General features: G+C 55.4%; 1 protein-coding gene. It reads right to left on the bottom strand.

Annotated features, from left to right (window positions below):
- The coding region (locus tag ACXJ7R_RS35345) for a hypothetical protein (protein WP_457155832.1) at positions 1 to 709 on the bottom strand (709 nt) is incomplete at both ends.

Here is a 709-nt window from a genome sequence, read left to right as displayed (position 1 = left end):
ACGGTGTGTAGGATTCTTGCAGGAAGGAAATGCCTCAGAACGCACCCGACCGGCTGAGCTGAGTGTGCTTCCTCCCTGACTTCTGACATGGACAATTCGTCCAAAGTCACATCGTATGCCAAACCTGCTCGGAGGTAATCGTCTGCATCAGAACTATCGTCGAGAAGCCCAAACTTATGCGGGGATGTTTCCGAACCAGCATGCCGGACAAATATCGAGTACTTCTGATCGACGTTGTCTTCGTCGCGCAAGATGCAGTCAAGACCGCTGGAGAAGAGCCGCGGTTGGATTTGAAAGATATCACGGTCGGGGCTCGAAGGATCGGCATCGAAAGCTATTTCGAACGAGACTTCGCGTAGGCCCATTGCTCTGCGGCCGTAGTACAATCCCCTTCGCGATGGGAGAGAGGGGCCGCCCCACAACGGGATGCCGTCGGCATCAGAAAGTGGGCGGCAGGTGCCCTTGATGACGATCTGATCCGCATCATTGCCAATCGATTTCAGGTCGTCGAACTGCCCGAGGCTGGTGAATGCCCCGTTGAGAACCACGGAACGGGAGCCGACCTTATTCGAGAGGGTCTGCGCGACGAGCAAAACCGACTGAATGAAGGTGCTCTTGCCGCTGCTATTTGCTCCTGCAAAAATCGTCAGCGATGCCAGAGGTAGGTCGCTGCCGTCTCGAATGGACTTGAAATTGGAGACGCGCCAAC

The sequence above is a fragment of the Mesorhizobium sp. P5_C1 genome, assembly GCF_054049815.1.
This window is presented reverse-complemented; position numbering and strand designations above follow the sequence as displayed.